The following is an 18,569-nucleotide window of genomic DNA, read 5'->3' on the forward strand; positions in this document are numbered from 1 at the left end:
CGGGCTGCACTGAAATTTGGTCAAGACAATTGCGACTGGAAGCCCTTCCACTTGGATTTGGCGACTTTGCACATGATTGATCTTTTTGATTTCATTCGTCTATCCTTGGAGGGGTTCGTCAAGAAACAGGAGGTTCTTGTGAACAGCTCTATCTCTGACGAAGCGATGTCACGGCTTCCATTTTGGGTGACTGCGCCCGGCGAGACAGATGGGTTCCTGATCGTGGTAGGATTGTGTCTTGTTGTCGTTCTGCTGGGTTTTGGCGCGCTCTATTTCACTGTGCAGGCTATTCCGGATCGTATGGCGGCGGGTGCCCACAAGGTGCAAATGCAGCTTGTTGGGGTGCTTGGGTTGATCTCTCTTTTCACTTTGAACAACGCTTTTTGGATCGCGGCAATCTTGATAGCCGCCGTGCCCTTGCATGAAATCTTTCCCCTAAAGCCAGAGGTGAACGGCCCGGAGCGCACCGATGCTTGAACTGATATTTTCCGCCCTGATCACTATTGTTCCTGACTTTCTCTATCGCAGATACAAACAGGGTAAGCGGTGGGGTCATGAAATTACGCTTTTCAATGTCTGGTACGAGCTGCGCTGGGGGTTGACCGCCTGCGCAATTTTGGCCGTTACCTTAATCACCGTCATATTTTACTTTCATCCGTCGACGCGCAACGTTTCCGCAATTTTTCGCACCGTCACGATCCTGTCGGACAGGGGCGGCCGGGTCGCCGAAGTTTACGTCGCCAACAACGAAGCCGTGAAAGCGGGCGATGCTATTTTCAGGCTGGATACCACGCGGCAAGAAGCTGCTGTGGAAACCGCGCAGAGCCGCATCAACGAAATCGACGCCGCGCTGGGTCTGATCGTGACGGAAATTGCCGCCGCAGAAGCGAGGGTCGAGGCGGCCGAGGCCGATCTGAGTCAGGCTGCGAACGATCTGCAGAGACGACTGTCCCTTGCCGAGCGAAACGACACAGTCGTAAGCGAGCAGGAACTGGAGCGTCTGCAGACTGACGTATCCAGTGCAGAAAGCCAGCGTACTGCCGCGATTGCGGCCCTTGATGGTGCCAAGCTGCGGCAGACCACTCTGCTTCCCGCTCAGAAAGAAAGTGCCCTCGCCGTCGTGAGGGAGGCAGAGAATGAAATCGCGAAGTCTACAGTGTTCGCCGAAGTGGACGGAACAGTAACGCAATTTCTTTTGAAACCTGGCGACATCGTAAATCCGATCCTGCGCCCTGCGGGAATTCTGGTTCCCGACGTCACGGGGCAGGGACGGTTTGTTGCGGCTTTCGGGCAGATTTCGGTGAATGTTCTTAAACCCGGAATGCTTGTGGAAATCACCTGCGCGTCCAAGCCGCTGACTGTTGTGCCAATGTTCGTTGACGAGGTGCAGGACGCCATTGCCGCGGGCCAATTCCGGCCGGGGGATGCGCTTTTGGATCAGCAGGACCGTGCCCGACCGGGAACGGTGACTGTTTTCCTTGCGCCGATCTTCCCAAAGCACCTGGAAGGTATTCCGCCGGGCAGTGCGTGCGTTGGCGTCGCCTACACAAGTCGCGCCAAGGAAATCGATGCCGGTGAGATCACCGGGTTTTCAGCATTTATCGCACGGATTGTGGACGGCATGGGGATTGCCAACGCCATCGTGCTCCGAGCGCAAGCGATCTTGTTGCCAGTAAAGGTGCTGGTCTTTTCCTGATGTCTGTCTCTGGCGGAGAAGCACATGCTGACTGCGTTTATCAAAGCAATGCCAATCGCGGTGGGTATACTGCTTGCTTCGTTGCCACTGGTCAGCGTCTCTTTGTTATTAAGCCGACGGCCCGAGCAAAAAGCTTATACCGCGTTTCTTTGCGGTTGGATCGTCGGTGCACTCACCATCGGGATTGCCGCCATTGCAATGTCGGACCTGAGCACACCGGGTCAGCAGGCACCATCTGTTTGGGTCGTGTGGGTTCGTCTGTTTCTGGGGCTGGGTTTGGTTGCTTTGGCCCTGCGCAAACTGAGCCTAAAATATAATTCGGACGAAAACGCGCCTCCAAAATGGATGCGTGTTCTAGAGCGGATGCAACCAATCAGGACGTTTGGGCTTGGCGTTGCTCTGGCGGCCCTCAACCCCAAGAACGCAGCCTTGTTCATATCTGGTGCGCTGACCATAGCCGCAGCAACATACGCTCCGGTCGAGCAGATCGGGGCAGTGCTGGGATTTGTTGTCGTGTCCAGCATGGGTTTGGCTAGCCCTTGGATTTTGTCGCTATTTTTCGGCGTGCGGGCGGAACCTGCCCTGATCCGGTTAAACGACGCCATGGCAAAGTATAGCGGCTGGATTGTCATTGCGGTGCTGGTTGTCCTCGGCGGCGTCGTGTTCGCAAACGCGGTCGCGGACTTGCAGGCAGAATATTAAGTGACGCGTGTTTCAGTCTTTTGCCGGAGCGATACGGAACCATGCGGACAAAAGCGCCTTTAGGACGCACGCATTACAGCACAGGGGCAGGGCGGACCTGTCTTGTTGCGAACGGCGCGCCCGTACAAGCACGCTGTTTTGCACGAAAACAGGCCGCTTCCAGCCCTTTTATTAAGCACCGGTACAAAAAAACGGTGCATTTTTGGCTAAAGCGATGTGAGGACGGAAATGAAGCTGGCCTTAACTTGCCCTGTCACAACGCCTTGAGCTTTGCTGAAGGCGCAGGACGCTTAGGGTTCCGCCGCCATTTCAGCGGGTCAGGTCCGAGAAGCGTCACCTAGCCGGCAAACTCCGGCGAGGCACACGGCGGGGCAAAATCCCGGGAGATTACTGCGCAGGTTTGTTCGCGCCCGATCTCTTTGTTCCGCCAGCGGACCCAAAACCGAAGACCTCGGCGGGACGCAACAACGGGGAAAGACATGAATATCTCAAAACTAATGTCCGCAACCGCCCTTGCGCTGGGTGTATTGGCAGGAGCGTCCGCACCTGTGGCTGCTGCAGAAAAGACCGAATTCAAACTCGCCTGGTCGATCTACGTCGGCTGGATGCCGTGGGGTTATCTTGAAGACAGCGGGATCATGGACAAGTGGGCGGACAAATACGGCATTGATGTCGAGATCGTGCAGTTCAATGACTATTTCGAGTCCATCAACCAATACACTGCCGGGGCGTTTGACGGTGTATCCGCCACGAACATGGACACGCTTTCCATTCCCTCCGGCGGCGGTGTCGATACCACAGCATTGATCGTCGGTGATTATTCAAACGGCAACGATGCGGTCATTGGCAAAGGGGTCACTAGCCTGTCAGAGCTGAAGGGCAAGCCGGTCAACCTCGTTGAGTTGTCGGTGTCGCATTACCTGCTTGCGCGTGGCCTCGATAGCGTCGGGTTGGAGGAGTACGATCTGGATGCCGTGATCAACACCTCTGACGCCGACATGATCGCGGCCTATGCAACACCGGATGTTGAGGCAGTGGTCACGGAACCCGCTGGTGTCGGAAATCCTCGATACCAGTTCCGACGCTGTGAACCTTTTTGACAGTTCGATGATCCCCGGAGAAATCCTGGATCTGATGGTCGTGAACACTGAAACCCTGGCCGACAATCCGAATTTCGGCAAAGCGGTCGCCGGTGCCTGGTATGAGGTCATGGCGCTTATGGCCGCTGGCGACGAGGAAGCGCTGACCGCGATGGCCGAGGCGTCCGGTACGGATCTTGCTGGCTACAAGGCGCAGATGGCGTCAACCGAGTTGTTCTTTGACCCTGCTGACGCTGTAGCTCAGGCAAGCGCGGGCGATCTTCCGAAAACCATGACGAATGTGGCCGAGTTCCTTTTTGAGAAAGGCATTCTTGGCGAGGGCGCGCCAAGCGCTGATTTCGTCGGCATCGAGTATCCGGACGGCTCCGTCTCCGGCAGTTCGGAAAACGTCAAATTCCGGTTCGACACGACGTATATGCAGATGGCTGCGGATGGCGCCCTGTAAATGAACGGACAGGGTGAAGCCAGCGGGCTTCACCCCATGTTTTGGCAGTCAAGGAGCGGCACGCATGCGACTGATAAACACGATTCCCGGAAAGCCTGCGGGCATTTTCATCGCCGCCCTTCCTTTTGTCGCGGTTATCCTGAGCTACTACATCGCTTCGGACATTCGGTTGCAGGCCAACCCGCAGGATAAACTTCTTCCGGCCCTGACGACGATTGCGGAAACCGCGGAGCGACTCTTTACCGAACCGGATCGCCGGTCGCGAGAAATACTCTTGTGGAGCGACACGGCCGCAAGCCTTGCCCGTCTGCTTGGCGGCGTAGTCATCGCGGCCATGCTGTCCTTGGTTCTTGGTTTGGCCATTGGGCTTTTGCCGTATGCGCGGTCGTTTCTCTCAGGCTTCATTGCTGTGCTGTCCATGGTGCCGCCGCTTGCTCTTTTGCCGATTTTGTTCATCGTGTTCGGGTTGGGTGAAGTTTCCAAGGTCGCGTTGATCGTCATTGGCATTACGCCCTTTATGACCCGCGACCTGGCGCAGCGGGTCATGGAAATCCCGAAAGAGCAAATCGTCAAGGCGCAGACGCTGGGTGCCTCCAGCGGGGTGATTGCCCTGCGTGTGGCCTTGCCGCAAATACTGCCGAGGCTCATCTCAAACGTTCGGCTGTCGCTTGGGTCGGCATGGCTGTTCTTAATCGCGGCCGAGGCGGTTGCGTCCAATGTGGGCCTTGGCTACCGGATTTTCCTCGTCCGCCGGTACCTCGCGATGGATGTCATTCTGACCTACGTGATCTGGATCACGGTGCTGGCATTTACGATAGACTGGTTGCTCAAAACCCTGTCCCGCCGCGCATTTCCGTGGATGGAGGCAGGTCTGTGAGCTTTGTAAGTGTAAGAAATGTCTGGCAGAAATACGGTAGTCGCTCGATCTTGGAGCGTGTGAACGTCACGGTCGATGAAGGCGAATTCATCTCTATCGTCGGCGCGTCTGGCTGTGGGAAATCCACGTTTCTGCGCATGCTACTTGCAGAAGAACGCCCCTATCGTGGCGAGATAAGCATCGATGGCGGCCCAACCGCCAGAGAACCCAACCTTGAGCGCGGTGTGGTCTTTCAACGCTATTCCGTTTTTCCACATTTGTCGGTTCGCGAAAACCTGATCGCCGGTGAAGGGTTTCGTACCCGGTTTGGTCGTTTGGTCGGATCACACCGCAAGGAAGCCGAAAATCGCGCTGACGAGATGCTGGAGCGGATTGGGTTAAATCACGTGTCCCATCAATACCCGTCCTCTTTGTCGGGCGGTATGCAGCAACGGTTGGCGATTGGGCAGGCGATGGCCGCAAAACCACGCATTCTGTTGCTGGACGAACCATTCGGAGCGCTCGATCCGGGAACGCGGCTTCAAATGCATGAGTTCCTTTTGGAGCTGCGTGAGGAAACCAACATGACCGTTTTCATGGTCACCCACGATCTGGACGAAGGGTTCAAGCTGGGTGACCGCGTTCTGGTGTTCGATAAACCGCGCTGGGATCCACAGGACCCGGGTCTTTTCGGGGCAACGCTCACCTATGATTTCGATGCGCGCAACGGCGGAATGCCGTTTCAGGATCTGCTTGACCAATATCCGTCTTTGGCTGCCGCATGACCCCTTGCACGGCATGCGCTCCCGGGCTCCGCATGTTGTGTTCACCAAAGCTCGGAAGCGTCCCGGCCAAATTCGACGGGACATTGATTAGGAGACAACTACGTGTTTTCGGATCTCAAGCGCAGCCGGTCGCACCACCCGCGTGACCAGCGCGACCGCATTGCACTGCGTGAGCAGCGTCATCACCATCCAGACCTCAGCAAATTGGCGGGCTGGAAAGCGATGCATTTGGAGGCTGACCTGCCGGAAGGCCGAATGGAGGAAGAACGCCAATGGGCGCTGCGTATGGGTCTTACCGGAGCAGACAGCATCGAAGACAAGTCGATCCCGACATTTGCACGAGGTGAACTGCCTCACTTTGCAGGGATCAACACTTTTCTGAAAGCTCCGTATGCCGAGGATGTTCTGGAGGTCGCGGACTATGATGCCACGGTCCTTGGGATTCCGTTTGACGGCGGCACCACCTACCGCCCAGGAACCCGGTTCGGTCCTCAGGGGGTTCGCAAGATTTCCGCGCTGTACACGCCCTACAACTACGAAATTGGCGTCGACCTTCGCGAACAGATGACTCTCTGTGATGCCGGTGATGTTTTCACGATCCCTGCCAATATTGAAAAGAGTTTCGATCAGATAAGCCGGGCGGTCAGCCACGTGTTCAGCTCGGGCTCACTTCCGATCATGATCGGCGGCGACCATTCCATCGGCTTTCCTTGTGTGCGCGGCATCGCGGAATGCACGTCAAAAAAGATCGGAATCGTTCATTTTGACCGACATGCCGACATACAGGAAAAAGACCTGGATGAGCGGATGCACACAACGCCGTGGTTTCATTCGACCAACCTTCCCAACGTTCCGGCGACCAACCTCGTACAAATCGGGATCGGAGGCTGGCAAGTTCCACGCGAAGCCGTGAAGGTCGCGCGAGAGCGCAACACCAACATCATCACCATGGGCGATATGGAAAAAATGGGCGTCGACAAGACCATCGAAATGGCGCTTGAGATGGCCTGGAAAGACGTGGACATGGTTTATATGTCATTTGACATCGACAGCATCGACTGTGGTTTTGTCCCCGGAACAGGCTGGCCCGAACCTGGCGGTTTCCTACCGCGTGAAGCATTGGCGCTGGCTTCGGGTATTGCGGCCGAAGGAATCTGCGGTCTTGAGCTGGTTGAAGTGTCACCGCCCTATGACACGTCCGACATAACGGCACTGATGGGTACGCGGGTGATTGTCGACGTGCTTGGCGCGTTGGTGTCAAACGGCAAGTTGGGTGCCCACAAAAAGTTCATCGATAAACCTGTGAAAACGCCTCATGGCGAATTTGAAGGCAAACGATGGTCAAATGGCAAACCGCACAAGGTAGGTTCGTAATGCCGCACGATCATTCGCACCATCACCACCACGATCACGACCATGCCCACCACGGGCATGGTCATAACCACGCGCATGGGGACCACCTGCACAGCCATATGCATCACGAAGACGAAGCGGCCGACCTGCAGGTTCTGGCAACCCAGTTTATTGACGGGTTTTTGCAGGCCGCTGACAAGACAAGTTATCTGAAGCTGGCGGGCGTGCCGTTTGAGAGGCCGGGGGCAGGCGGGGCAACGGCGTTGAAGCTGATTGACGTCGAGCTGAAAACCGATTGGCAGGTGGGCACGGCCTCACCGTCATTTGGTTCCCGTGAACTCAGCTATCTGCCTTTCCCGGGTCAGATGGTTCAGGAACGCACCAATATGTCGCTTGTCTATGTCTCGATGGATGAAAAATCCGTTCTGGATATCCGCGACTTTCTTCATCAGCGAAAGCAGGAAATTGAAAGATGAAAGTGAAACTCTTGACGCTTGCGGTTTGGGGTGCAGCAACCCCGGCTTTTGCACATACTGACACGTCGTTTCACACACACGGCGCAGAATTTTTCGTAGCGGTTGCAGCAATCGGAGCCGCTGTTTTGCTCGCCGTTGGGTTCAAAAAATAGACCTGAGCCGTGGCGCAGAGTTTTGATGCTGCGCCACGGATCGAACTTCCGGCGTCCTGGCATTATTCGGTATCAGGCTGTAATCCTTTGCATTTTGGCGGCTTTTCGGTCATTATGATTGTTCATATGTAAGCCCAGTCAACGTGTTTGGATCTCAGTGCCGTCTTTGGTCGAGCAGAGCCATCCTTGGGTGGAAACAGGCAGATGTCACAGGGCGCTGCGTGTAATTGCGCAACGTCGTAGAAAGCCGAGCCTGGTCTTTTGAACAACGCCTCGCCTCCTGTGACTCGAGAAAATTTGGGATAAATGAACCTTAAATCGTTGATTTAAGGCATAAAATTGACACTGACAGCACGCAAGCAAGGCGTCGCGCCTTTCTAGTTCCGATCCATACCAATCTGGAACGGAGACATTGCGATGCTGAACCTGTGTGCGAAACCACCTGTTAATCCTGAGAGTAAACTCGGATCGTCTGTCCGGCGCGCAGTTCAAAATCTGGCGCTTCTTCCTGCTGTTTGTTTTCTTTTTCTTGGCTCAGCTTTTCAGGGGTTGGCCGATGTCCAGAAGCCCTATGTAGTCGGCAACGACCGAGGAGGGTACCTGCATGACCGGCTGATAGAATTGGAGAACCTGCAGCGAAACAGGGTATCGGTCGAAATTCGCGGACGCGTTTGCTTTTCTACGTGTACAATGTTTCTTGGTTTGCCCGACACATGTGTCGATCCTGAAACCACGTTTGGTTTCCACGGGCCATCGCAAAGCGGTCGCCGACTGTCGCAAGAGGATTTCGACTATTTCAGCAAGGTGATGGCTGACTTTTACCCCGAGCCGTTGAAGTCCTGGTTCATGAACAAAGGGCGCAATCGCATTTCGGGCGTGTATAAAATCAAGGGGGCCGAAATAATTCGTATGGGGATTGCGCCTTGCAGAACTGCGTGATTGGCGTTGACTTGCCCAGGCTGACGGACAGTTTTATCAAACTCCAATCCACATGCGATTGAACTGACCTTCAGTGTTTGCCCAAACTGTTCGAGACGGAGCTGTCCTATCATCTTTTCTTCCCTGATCCAGAGGTTCAGCCGGTCCGCGACCTTTTCAAACCCCGAACCCGAAAGTCCAATTTGTGTCATCGGAGACGTTCACGGCTGCGTTGTGCAGTTGGAAAAACTGCTGGACAAAATCCCGCAGGATCATCGGGTCGTTCTGGTCGGGGACTATGTCGATCGCGGAGAGAACAGTGCCGAAGTGCTGCAACTGATTAAGGGACGTCCTGATTTCACCTGCCTGATGGGAAATCACGAAGAAATGCTGCTGAAATTTCTGAAAGACCCTGAAAGTCACGGACCGCGCTGGCTGCGGTATGGTGGGTTGCAGACTTTGGCGTCATTCGGCGTGCGTGGCGTGCGAGCGGAAATGAACAAGGACGAACTGCAAGACTGTCGCGACAAGTTGCAGGATGTCATGGGCCAAGGCCTGTGTTCGTGGTTGAAAGGTCTGGTTAACTATAAACTGTCTGGCAATGTGCTTGTAACTCATGCAGGGGCCGACCCAAAGGAACTGCCCGATCAGCAATCTGCAGACACTTTGATTTGGGGGCATCCGTCATTCCCAACCACCGACCGAAATGACGGAGTATGGGTCGTTCATGGCCATACGATCGTGAAAGAACCAAGCGCTGTTCGTGGTCGTATTGCCATCGACACCGGCGCTTTCGCGACAGGTGTTCTGACTGCTGTATGCCTTGATGGGACAGAACCCAAGTTCATGTCTGCGCGTCCCTGAGCTCTGACATGGTCGCGCCGCGCGTTCGCAGGTCGTTTGGGAGGCCTTACCGGACTGCGCCATTGTACAAATCAGATTTTGCGCAAAAAAGGGGGTGTTCGACTTTGCTATGCGCAGCCTATAATTCTTTCTCGGAGCTGCCGGTCCAAACTCTTGTCAGCGTGAGGCTCCTTTTATAGGACCACGCTAAGTAGATCAGATTTCGGGCTTTTTATGTTGATATCACCTGTCCTTCTCTGTGGTGGTTCCGGTACGCGCCTCTGGCCCTTGTCCCGGAAAAGCTATCCAAAACAATTCGTTCCTCTTGTTGGTGAGGAAACCCTTTTTCAGGCGTCGGCGCGGCGTCTGTCCGGGAAAACCGCAAAATTGCAGTTTGCGGCGCCTGTTGTGCTTACCAATTCGGACTATCGATTCATCATTGCGGAACAACTGCAATCTATTGGCATAGATCCGGGAAAAATCCTGATCGAACCGGAAGGTCGCAATACTGCGCCTGCAGTTCTGGCCGCTGCGATTCAGGCATTTGGCGAAGACGAGAATGCGATCCTTCTGGTTGCTCCGTCCGATCATGTTGTGCCAGATTCCGACGCGTTTCAGGCCGCGGTTGCCCGTGGATTGGACGCGGTGGCAAACGGTCAGCTGGTGACGTTTGGCATTACTCCGACACACGCGGAGACTGCCTATGGGTATCTGGAACTGGCCTCGGCGCCGGATAGCGACGGATCACCGGTTCCGCTGAAACAGTTTGTGGAAAAACCGGACTTGGCCTGCGCGACCGAGATGCTTGCCGCCGGGAATTTCAAATGGAACGCCGGTATCTTCCTGTTCCGCGCCGCCGACATCATCGCGGCATTCCGACAGCATGCCCCTGAGTTGATTGAGCCTGTCCAGGCTTCGGTCGACACCGCAACGCCCGATCTGGGCTTTCTGCGTTTGAACCCGGATCATTGGCAAAAGGCCAAGGACATTTCGATCGACTACGCGGTGATGGAAAAAGCCGATAACCTATCCGTGGTTCCGTTTGACTCGGCCTGGTCCGACTTGGGCGGCTGGGACGCGGTCTGGCGCGAGAGCGGACCAGACGAGCAGGGCGTCGTCACAAGTGACGGTGCCACAGCGATTGATTGCCAGAATACGCTTTTGCGGTCGGACAGCGAACAGCTTGAAATCGTGGGTATCGGTCTGGACAATATCATTGCGGTTGCGATGAACGATGCGGTTCTGGTTGCGGACGCGTCGCGGGCTCAGGACGTTAAACAAGCCGTGTCTGCGCTGAAGAAGAAAGACGTTCCTCAGGCCACCGCATTTCCGAAAGATCACCGGCCTTGGGGATGGTTCGAGAGCCTTGTTGTTGGCGATCGCTTTCAGGTAAAGCGGATTTGCGTGCATCCGGGGGCGTCCCTCAGCCTGCAAAGCCATTTTCACCGGTCCGAACATTGGATCGTGGTCGAAGGCACGGCGCGCGTCATCATCGACGACACCGATCAGTTGGTGACGGAAAATCAGTCTGTCTATATCCCGTTAGGTGCCGTCCACCGCATGGAGAACCCGGGCAAAGTGCCGATGGTCCTGATCGAAGTGCAAACAGGCGTGTATGTAGGCGAGGACGACATCGTTCGGTACGAAGACAAATACGCGCGCGGCCAGGGCGCAAAGGGCTGAACCATGTGAAAATAGCGATTGTTCATTATTGGCTTGTCGGTGTGCGCCGCGATGAAAAGGTGCTTGAGGCGTTTTGGACATGCAGGAGTTCGATTTGACCGCGTCCAGAGACTCCGAACCTGCAAAGGGGATTATCCCGCGTCCTGATCTTCCCCGCTGAGGGGGCTTCAGGGATCATCCCCTGCGAAGCATTGAATGCCGCAATCGACAGGTTTGAAGCAGACCCGTCGCTGATTGGTTTGCCGCAGGACGTGCGCGTGCTTATGCAGGGCTTCGATACGCCCGCTTTCGAGGAAAAGATGTCGGGCTTGGCCGCCCCAACGCTACATTATGTCTGAACTAGCAACGCACGCAGTGCTTTAAGGTCGTTAATCGGTTTTTCCTAGTGTCCCGCTGATTGAATAGAACAGCGAGATCTGAACCATGACGAACCCCTTCTCCAGCCACGTATCCAGCCTGTCCGGTCCCGCGCGCGACATTGTACCGGTCACGCCATCCGACACCACAGACCTGCCGGACGCGGCCATCGGGCTGTATGTCGAAACGGGCGGCACCGTTGTGTTGACTAGCGTTCGCGGGCAGACGCGCACAGTCGATGTGGCGGATTTCTCGATCCTGCCCGTTGGTGTACTGCGCGTGCACACTACTGGCACGACAGCGGCAGGCATCCACGCAATGGTGCTCGCGCAAAGCTGATCGGGATGTTTCCATGACATCGCATCCTTCCCGTAGGAGACCCGCTGCGGCCCCTGTCGCTTGATTTCGAGCGGCAGGTCTACCGGTGGTCCGGCGCGTCTGTCGGGCTTGGTTCGCCCCTGAGCTTTGCGCGGCGATTTTCGGCGCTACGGATGAATGCGTCGCGAGCATTGGAGACCGTTGCCGCAGAATGCTGAGGTGCGACCACGCGTTTGGCACCGGTCTCGATGCGTTTTGGGCACGCAGACGAGACGACTAAGCCCAACACTACCACGATACTCAAGCGAAGGCTGCCGCCGCCGACTTAAACGGCGACAGCGTCAAAGCCAGCGGCAATGACAAAAACTAAATCAGCCTTCCACATATTTAGTGCCATTCTTCTATTCATTCCGTCCGTTCAAAATAGCCAACCGGTTGCGATCTGCTTGGGTCACCACGAAAGGGCCGCGCCAGAAGGAAGTGCGACAGGCGTAGAAACCGTTGGGTATGGGCGGCGTTGCGCCGCTTAGTTTATCGCTGCGACCAGAGGTGTGGTGATCAGCGAAGGCGTAATCTGGCTGATGGTACGGCCCCAACGCGTGACAGGGTTTTCTGCGATGAAGATGATGTCGTTGTTGCGCAGCTCAAACTGTGCCGCCATCGTCAGTTGCGCGGCGTTGCGGATATCAAGGTGCCAGGCGGTTACAGCGCCGAATTCGCGGGCATTCTGCGAGGCACGCAGGACATAGACCTCGGATGCGTCGCCGGTTTCTTTTGCGATCCCGCCGCCGGTATCAAACAAAGCATCCGCCAGTGTCGCGGTGTGGCCGAACGGCAGCGCGTACCGGCCCTGACTTCTCACCTCGCCGCTGAGATAGACATAGTCGCGATCCACGGCGTCCAGCTCAATCGATTGGATGAAGTTGTCACGGCGTTCGTCCAGATCGTCCCGGCGCAGATTGACGGCGGTCGACAGTTCCTGCAACGCGGTTTGACGCCCTTCCAAAACGGTTTCACGCAGTTGGATTTGCTGGGCAAAGTAGCGCTCGGCGCGGTCCAGGTCATAGTCGGTATCCACAAAAACCGAGTCATCTGCGATCAGGTTCAGGTTCTGCAGATCGGTGCGGGTGTACAGGTCCTCCATCGGGATCTGATACATGCGGCCATCGCGGTAAATCCGCACCGAGCTGTTGTCGATATCGCTGACCGAGACCGATCCGGCCGCAGACAGAGCCTCGTTCAGCGTCAGTTGCGTAAGGGTGATCGGTTGCACGCCCGGCTGACCGACCGCACCCCCGACCGAGACGCGGCGGGAATTGAACTCGGCAATCTCAAGGCTGAAAGTCGGGTCGATCTGGTTTTCGACCAGACGCTGGAACAGCAGCGCCTCTGCCTCATCCACGGTCAGGCCAACCAGCCTGACGCGGCCGACGTCGGGGATGTTGATCGACCCGTCGTCTTGCACGGTGTAACCGTTGCGGCTGTTCTGGGCGGCCAGCAGGTTCCAGATTTGCGGAAGCTCGTCGAGGCTGGTTTTCCTGAGCACGTCACCAAGGCGGTTGATGCGGGGATCATTTGTCAGCTTGTGGTCACGCGCCCACTCATCCGCGGCATCTGGATTGGCGTCGAGATAGGCTTGCAGTTTGTCCTCTGCATCGACAACCATGCTGCGAATCTTCCAACATTTGAAAGGTTTGCCATCTTTCCCGATACGAGTATGCCCAAAAAAGCCAGGGCCGCCGTCTCTGCGGACCAGGCACCACAATACAAAAATGACTGGCATGAGAACCGGCAGCAGAAGAAGGGCAAAACCCACGTCAAAAAGTCTTTTGCCTACGCCGGCATAGATACCTGTTGGGGTTGTGACAGTCTGAGAAGATGTTGTCGTGTGGACACGGGGGCGGAATGCATATGAAAAATCTAGCATACTGGAAAAACCTAAAACCCTTGGCTGCCGGTAATGCAGCATTAAGCAGAATGACTAGAGTCCTGTTAAACTTTGAATTTTAAAAATTTAAGATCAAAAGTGAATTTTCGGTGAATTTTTTTGGCACCTGTTCAATTGTTGGGCGAGGACCGTGAATTAGCGGCAAGAGGAAATGTTTACGCAAGGTAATATTACACTTTTAAGGAGATTCTCCGTTTATACAGATCGATATGACGCGACTTGCCGCTAGGTAAACTCAAAGCGGTTTGGCTTTCTGGCATGTGGGCTACGATTCCTGCGCAAAAAATGACCACAGTGCTGTCTTGTCCATCGCCGGATGGTCGAAAAAATTGACTGAACAGTAAAAAAATGCTGCCATCCCTCAAAACAGGAGAGTGTGATGGCCCAAAATAACATGACAAGAAGACTGTTGCTTGCCGCTGTTGCGGCGGCGTCAACGATATACTCTGTCGGCGTGGCTGCGGCTGAAACGGTCAAGGTTGCTGCGATTTATACGCTGCCCGTGGAACAGCAATGGATCAGCCGTATCCACAAGGCGCTCAATACGGCGGCTGAGAGGGGCGACATCGAATACGTCTTTTCCGAGAATGTGGCGAACACCGACTATGAGCGCGTGATGCGTGAATATGCCGAACAGGGATCGCAGTTGATCGTGGGCGAAGTGTTTGGGCTGGAGCGCGCCGCGCGCAAGGTGGCCAAGGATTACCCGGATACGGCGTTCCTGATGGGCTCGTCCTTTGGACCGGTTGGTCCGAACTTCTCGGTCTTTGACAACTGGATTCACGAACCGTCCTACCTGACCGGTATGGTCGCTGGTGCGGCGACGGAATCGAATGTCATTGGTATGGTCGGCGGCTACGCCATCCCCGAGGTGAACCGGTTGATGAATGCCTTCATGGATGGCGCGCGCGAGGTGAACCCGGATGTCAAATTCCTCGTGACCTTCATCGACAGCTGGTATGACCCGCCCAAGGCCAAGGAAAGCGCGATTGCAATGATGGATGCAGGTGCGGACATCATGTATGCTGAACGCTTTGGTGTATCGGACGCGGCAGTGGAGCGTGGCGTCAAAGCCGTGGGTAACGTGATCGACACGTCGGGTGACTATCCGGGTACGATCATGGCGTCGGCCCTGTGGCACATGGAGCCCACCATCGACAAGGCCATTGCCAATGTCGCCGGCGGGTCGTTCGAGGCCGCGGATTACGGCCAGTACAGCTTTATGGGATATGGCGGCGGTTCCATGGTTCTGGATGAAGAACTGGTGCCCGCCGAGGTGGTCGAAGCGGTAAACGCACGACAAGCCGAGATTATGGACGGGCTGTTCCGCGTCAACGTGAATGACGACCGGCCGGTTTCGGACAACTGATCGCGTTCGGGCCGGCCTCAAAACCGGCCCGTATCTCCAATGACGGATTCCACGGTTCTGAAACTCAACGGGTTGAGCAAGCATTTCGGCCCGGTCATCGCCAATGACAATGTCAGCCTGACCCTGAACAAAGGCGAGGTTCTGGCGTTGCTGGGCGAAAACGGCGCGGGCAAGACCACGCTGATGAATATGCTGTTCGGGCATTACCTGCCCGATTCAGGCTCGATCGAAGTCGCAGACGAAGGCGGGGTGTTGCATCCTCTGCCGCTGGGCCACCCGCAGGTGGCGCTGGCCTCGGGCGTGGGTATGGTGCACCAGCATTTTACACTGGCCGAGAATATCTCGGCCCTCGACAACATAACCTTGGGATCGGAACCCCTGCTTTCCCTGCGCCGCAACCGACGCGCAGCACGGCGAAGGATCGAAGGCATCATGGCGCAAAGCGGCCTGTCTGCCCCCCTTGATACGCCGGTTGGCCGTTTGTCGGTGGGCGAGAGGCAAAGGGTGGAAATCCTCAAGGCGCTGTACCGCAATGCCCGTATTCTGGTGCTGGATGAACCAACCGCCGTTCTGACCCCGCAAGAAGCAGACACATTGTTTGAAAACATCCGCCTGATGACCGCTGAAGGGTTGTCGGTCATCTTTATCAGTCACAAGTTGCGCGAAGTTCTGGCCTTTTCGGATCGCATTGCCGTTCTGCGGCATGGGCGGAAGGTCGGAGAGATGGCCACATCCGAAGCGGATGAAAAGTCGATCGCGCAGATGATGGTCGGTGCCGAAACGCCCGAGCTTGCCGGATCACACCTAACGCCCGGTGATCCGGTCCTGACCATGTCGGGCGTATCGGTCGCGGGGCGGTCCAAACGCGATACGCTGACAGAGGTGGACCTGACGGTACACGCGCATGAAATTCTGGGGATCGCCGGGGTTTCCGGCAACGGGCAGAGCGGACTGGCCAATGTCATCGCAGGTCTTGCGCGCCCGGAACAGGGTCTAATCAAGGTGGACGGGGTCGAAATCACCTCTCCCACTCCGGTCAAAATGGTGCGTGCAGGGGTTGGCCGTATCCCCGAAGACCGCCACCACGAGGGCATTGTCGGCGCCATGAGTGTGGCCGAAAACATGGTCATAGAACGGTTGAACGACCCCGAGGTTCAGTCATACGGTTTGTTGCGCCGCGAAGGCATCCAAGATAACGCCAAGCGTTTGTCCCAAGCCTATGACGTGCGCGGGCCGGGCGTGGATGCGCCTGCGCGCCTGCTGTCCGGGGGCAATATCCAGAAACTTATTCTGGCGCGTGTCTTCGACCTTTCCCCCCGCCTCATCCTGGCCAACCAGCCGACACGCGGTCTGGACATGGGTGCCGCAGCCGAAGTGGGCAAGCGCCTGCTGAACGCAAGGGCGCGCGGCGCGGGCGTGGTGCTGATTTCCGAGGATCTCGACGAATTGCTGAGCCTTGCGGACCGCATCGTCGTGATCCGCGACGGAGAACTGCACGAGGCACCGGGGCGCGACCGTGAACAGATCGGGCTGATGATGGCAGGAGAACCGGCATGATCCGCATTGAACCACGTCAGACTCAATCGCGGGCTTTTACGTTGGGCGTTCCCATCCTGTCGGCCGTGATCGCACTGGGCTTTGCCGCAATTCCGCTGCTGGCGGCCGGTGCGAACCCGATCGCCGCTTATGCCGAGATGTTCCGGGGCGTCTTCGGTTCGGTCTTTGCCTTTTCCGAGGTGCTGACACGCGCCACGCCGCTGATATTCACCGGCCTCGCCGCGGCTTTGGCCTTTCGCGCCAAGCTGTGGAATATCGGGGCCGAGGGTCAGTTGTATCTGGGCGCGATGGCTGCGGTGGCCATCGGGTCGGGGGTGCTGGATATCTCGGGCATCCTGCTGTTACCGCTGATCGTCGTGATGGGCGCAGCGGCAGGGGCGGCGGGGATGGTTGCACCGACCTATCTGAAAACCCGCTTTGGCGCGGATGAGGTGGTGACGACGCTATTGTTGAACTTCATCATCCTGATCTTCGTCCAGATGATGTTGGAAGGGCCGTTGCAGGATCCGATGGGGCTGGGCTGGCCGCAATCGGCACCGGTTCTGGATCAGGGAATGCTGCCACCTTTAATGGAGCGGATGCGGGTTCATTCGGGGCTTGTTCTGGCTCTAATACTGGCGGGTTTGGCCCAATTCATGCTGGCGCGTTCTGTCTGGGGCTTCAAACTGCGCGCTGTAGGAGAGAACGCCGCCGCCGCGCGTCATGCGGGGATCAACGTGAACCGGTCGCTGTTCGGCGTGGCCATCCTGTCGGGTGGACTGGCAGGGCTTGCAGGTGTGAGCGAGGTCGCGGGTCTGAAAGGATACCTGACCGCCGATCTGTCGCCCGGCTTTGGCTATACCGGCATTGTCGTGGCGATGCTGGCGGGGCTTTCGCCGATGGGCGTGGTGATTGCCGCGCTGTTCATCGCTTCGGTCTTTGTGGGCGCTGACAGCATGAGCCGCGCCATGGGCGTGTCGTCTTTTCTAGCTGATCTGGTTGTCTCGGTCTCGTTGCTCTGTGTGTTGGTCGGCGGGTTTGTCGCCCGCTATCGCATTGTCCGGGCCAGCACTGCGAGGGCCGCGTCATGATGGATATCCTCAACATTCTGCTGTCCGAAAGCTTCTGGGCCGCGTCCCTGCGCATCGCGACACCGCTGATCTTTGGCGTACTGGGCGCGCTGATCTGTGAGCGCGCGGGTGTGCTGAACCTCGGGATCGAGGGGATTTTCGTTGTCGGTGCCATGTGCGGCTGGATGGCCGTCTGGCTGGGCGCGGGTCTGTGGGGCGGCGTGTTGGTCGCGGCGCTGGCAGGGGCGTTCTTTGGCTTGCTCCATGCGATCCTCACAGTGCCGCTGGGATTGTCACAACACGTCTCGGGGCTGGGGATCACGTTGTTTGCGACCTCGGTCAGCTACTATACCTATCGCACGGCGCTGCCGAACGTGTCGTCACCGCCAAGGATAGAGCCATTTCAGCCGCTGGACCTTCCAGTTCTGTACGATTTGCCCTTTTTAGGCTCTGTTTTGTTTCAGCAAACGGCGCTGACATGGCTGGCGCTGCTGCTGGTTGCGGTGGTCTGGTATGCGCTGAACCGCACCGCGCTGGGCGTGGCGATCAAGGCCGTGGGCGACAATCCCGACAGCGTCGATGCGCAGGGTCTGTCGGTTTATGGGCTGAGGATCGGGGCCATTGTCGTTGGGTCTGCTCTGATGGCGCTGGGCGGAGCCTTCCTGACCATGAGCGCCTTTGACGCCTTTTTCTTTGGCATGGTCAATGGGCGCGGCTGGGTCTGTATCGCACTGGTCATTTTCGCCAGTTGGCGTCCGGGCAAGGCGCTGCTGGGCGCGCTGCTGTTCGGCGCGTTCGATGCGCTACAGGTTCGCTTGCAGACCGAGGTTGGCGCGCTGGTGCCCGGTCAGGTCTTCCTGATGGTGCCCTATGTCCTGTCGATCATCGCCCTTGTGATCGCCGCACGCTCGGCGGATTATCCAAGGGCATTGCTTACCCCATGGTTCAAAGGTCAACGCTGA

The 18,569-nt window shown here is 56.8% G+C and carries 19 protein-coding genes and 1 riboswitch; of the genes, 18 read left to right on the forward strand and 1 reads right to left on the reverse strand.

Features of this window, described 5'->3' with window-relative positions:
• The first annotated feature begins 72 nt into the window (after positions 1 to 72).
• The 14 genes from ACR0B7_RS14310 (at position 73) to ACR0B7_RS14375 (ending at position 11,705) form a co-directional block, all read left to right on the forward strand.
• Entirely contained in the window at positions 73 to 477 is a 405-nt protein-coding gene (locus ACR0B7_RS14310) for a hypothetical protein (protein WP_170486556.1), read from the forward strand.
• Positions 470 to 1,696 carry an HlyD family secretion protein gene (locus tag ACR0B7_RS14315; protein WP_170486555.1) on the forward strand — a complete coding sequence of 409 codons (1,227 nt, stop codon included), beginning with the start codon at positions 470 to 472 and terminating at the stop codon, positions 1,694 to 1,696. Before ACR0B7_RS14310 ends, ACR0B7_RS14315 begins: the two co-directional genes overlap by 8 nt.
• Positions 1,697 to 1,720: 24 nt before the next feature.
• Entirely contained in the window at positions 1,721 to 2,398 is a 678-nt protein-coding gene (locus ACR0B7_RS14320) for a GAP family protein (RefSeq protein WP_170486554.1), read from the forward strand.
• Positions 2,399 to 2,677: 279 nt separating this feature from the next.
• Positions 2,678 to 2,786, forward strand: a riboswitch (guanidine-I (ykkC/yxkD leader).
• Between the two features lie 91 nt (positions 2,787 to 2,877).
• Positions 2,878 to 3,498: a type 2 periplasmic-binding domain-containing protein gene (locus ACR0B7_RS14325; protein ID WP_480681788.1), complete on the forward strand. Its 621-nt coding sequence runs from the start codon at positions 2,878 to 2,880 to the stop codon at positions 3,496 to 3,498.
• Complete coding sequence (locus ACR0B7_RS14330; RefSeq protein WP_480681790.1) at positions 3,452 to 3,943, forward strand: type 2 periplasmic-binding domain-containing protein; 492 nt, start codon at positions 3,452 to 3,454, stop codon at positions 3,941 to 3,943. Before ACR0B7_RS14325 ends, ACR0B7_RS14330 begins: the two co-directional genes overlap by 47 nt.
• Before the next feature lie 64 nt (positions 3,944 to 4,007).
• A complete protein-coding gene (locus ACR0B7_RS14335; protein WP_170571212.1) occupies positions 4,008 to 4,820 on the forward strand; it encodes an ABC transporter permease in 813 nt (270 codons plus the stop codon).
• On the forward strand, positions 4,817 to 5,584 hold the full coding sequence (locus tag ACR0B7_RS14340; protein WP_170486551.1) for an ABC transporter ATP-binding protein: 768 nt from the start codon (positions 4,817 to 4,819) through the stop codon (positions 5,582 to 5,584). Before ACR0B7_RS14335 ends, ACR0B7_RS14340 begins: the two co-directional genes overlap by 4 nt.
• Positions 5,585 to 5,686: 102 nt before the next feature.
• Positions 5,687 to 6,958 (forward strand): agmatinase family protein, encoded by a 1,272-nt coding sequence (locus ACR0B7_RS14345; RefSeq protein ID WP_480681793.1) that lies wholly within the window; start codon positions 5,687 to 5,689, stop codon positions 6,956 to 6,958.
• Positions 6,958 to 7,413, forward strand: coding sequence for a hypothetical protein (locus ACR0B7_RS14350; RefSeq protein WP_170571205.1), 456 nt, complete (start codon positions 6,958 to 6,960; stop codon positions 7,411 to 7,413). Before ACR0B7_RS14345 ends, ACR0B7_RS14350 begins: the two co-directional genes overlap by 1 nt.
• Before the next feature lie 569 nt (positions 7,414 to 7,982).
• The gene (locus ACR0B7_RS14355; RefSeq protein WP_480681796.1) at positions 7,983 to 8,504 is read left to right on the forward strand and encodes a hypothetical protein; all 522 of its coding nucleotides are present in this window, start codon (positions 7,983 to 7,985) and stop codon (positions 8,502 to 8,504) included.
• 189 nt (positions 8,505 to 8,693) lie between these two features.
• Complete coding sequence (locus tag ACR0B7_RS14360) at positions 8,694 to 9,347, forward strand: metallophosphoesterase family protein (RefSeq protein ID WP_480681933.1); 654 nt, start codon at positions 8,694 to 8,696, stop codon at positions 9,345 to 9,347.
• A 213-nt stretch (positions 9,348 to 9,560) separates the two neighbouring features.
• Positions 9,561 to 11,009 (forward strand): mannose-1-phosphate guanylyltransferase/mannose-6-phosphate isomerase, encoded by a 1,449-nt coding sequence (locus ACR0B7_RS14365; protein ID WP_170576866.1) that lies wholly within the window; start codon positions 9,561 to 9,563, stop codon positions 11,007 to 11,009.
• Between the two features lie 191 nt (positions 11,010 to 11,200).
• A complete protein-coding gene (locus tag ACR0B7_RS14370) occupies positions 11,201 to 11,347 on the forward strand; it encodes a hypothetical protein (protein WP_170571199.1) in 147 nt (48 codons plus the stop codon).
• 85 nt (positions 11,348 to 11,432) lie between these two features.
• Positions 11,433 to 11,705 (forward strand): spike base protein, RCAP_Rcc01079 family, encoded by a 273-nt coding sequence (locus ACR0B7_RS14375; protein ID WP_170486547.1) that lies wholly within the window; start codon positions 11,433 to 11,435, stop codon positions 11,703 to 11,705.
• 505 nt (positions 11,706 to 12,210) lie between these two features.
• On the opposite strand, the gene ACR0B7_RS14380 is transcribed toward ACR0B7_RS14375, so the two are convergent.
• Positions 12,211 to 13,653 (reverse strand): sugar transferase, encoded by a 1,443-nt coding sequence (locus ACR0B7_RS14380; protein WP_480681799.1) that lies wholly within the window; start codon positions 13,651 to 13,653, stop codon positions 12,211 to 12,213.
• Between the two features lie 358 nt (positions 13,654 to 14,011).
• Here ACR0B7_RS14380 and ACR0B7_RS14385 point away from each other — a divergent pair, with 358 nt between their 5' ends.
• The 4 genes from ACR0B7_RS14385 to ACR0B7_RS14400 are packed head-to-tail and all read left to right on the forward strand — an operon-like array spanning position 14,012 to position 18,569.
• On the forward strand, positions 14,012 to 15,001 hold the full coding sequence (locus ACR0B7_RS14385) for a BMP family protein (RefSeq protein ID WP_170486175.1): 990 nt from the start codon (positions 14,012 to 14,014) through the stop codon (positions 14,999 to 15,001).
• A gap of 39 nt (positions 15,002 to 15,040) precedes the next feature.
• Positions 15,041 to 16,558 carry an ABC transporter ATP-binding protein gene (locus ACR0B7_RS14390; protein WP_170486174.1) on the forward strand — a complete coding sequence of 506 codons (1,518 nt, stop codon included), beginning with the start codon at positions 15,041 to 15,043 and terminating at the stop codon, positions 16,556 to 16,558.
• Entirely contained in the window at positions 16,558 to 17,628 is a 1,071-nt protein-coding gene (locus tag ACR0B7_RS14395) for an ABC transporter permease (RefSeq protein ID WP_480681935.1), read from the forward strand. The genes ACR0B7_RS14390 and ACR0B7_RS14395 overlap by 1 nt, the downstream gene beginning before the upstream one ends.
• Complete coding sequence (locus tag ACR0B7_RS14400; RefSeq protein WP_170576869.1) at positions 17,628 to 18,569, forward strand: ABC transporter permease; 942 nt, start codon at positions 17,628 to 17,630, stop codon at positions 18,567 to 18,569. The genes ACR0B7_RS14395 and ACR0B7_RS14400 overlap by 1 nt, the downstream gene beginning before the upstream one ends.

The organism is Ruegeria sp. BB6 (assembly GCF_056539385.1).